The following is a 350-nucleotide window of genomic DNA, read 5'->3' as shown; positions in this document are numbered from 1 at the left end:
CATCCCAGTGGCCGGTCGCGCCGGCCGGTTCGCCGTGCGCCAGGCGGAAGCCGCCCACTTCCCGCGCGCTCGGCAGGCCGGCCGACGATTCCTGTGCGCGGCGGCTGTACACATGCAGCACCGTGCCGTGCGCCGGCGCGGCGAAGCGGTTGCTGCTGCGCGGATGCCCGCCGCGCTCGACGCCATGCAGCAGCGTCCGCACCAGGTCCAGCGTGCCGCCCGGGCGGCGCGGATGGCGGGCCGTCTCGTCCTGGCCATCCCACACCGCGATCAGCAACCGGGCGTGGATGCCGAGGTAGCGCGTCAGCTGCGCGTACGCCGCCTGCGCCGGCGTGCGCGGCGCCGCCAGA

General features: G+C 76.6%; 1 protein-coding gene. It reads right to left on the bottom strand.

Translation table 11 applies throughout. The annotated features are described in order from the left end of the window. Nucleotides 1–350, bottom strand: a 350-nt coding sequence (locus GTP90_RS36160) for a hypothetical protein (protein WP_161087975.1), incomplete at both ends; no start/stop codon positions are given.

The organism is Duganella vulcania, from assembly GCF_009857655.1.
Taxonomy (GTDB): Bacteria; Pseudomonadota; Gammaproteobacteria; order Burkholderiales; family Burkholderiaceae_D; genus Rugamonas; species Rugamonas vulcania.
This window is presented reverse-complemented; position numbering and strand designations above follow the sequence as displayed.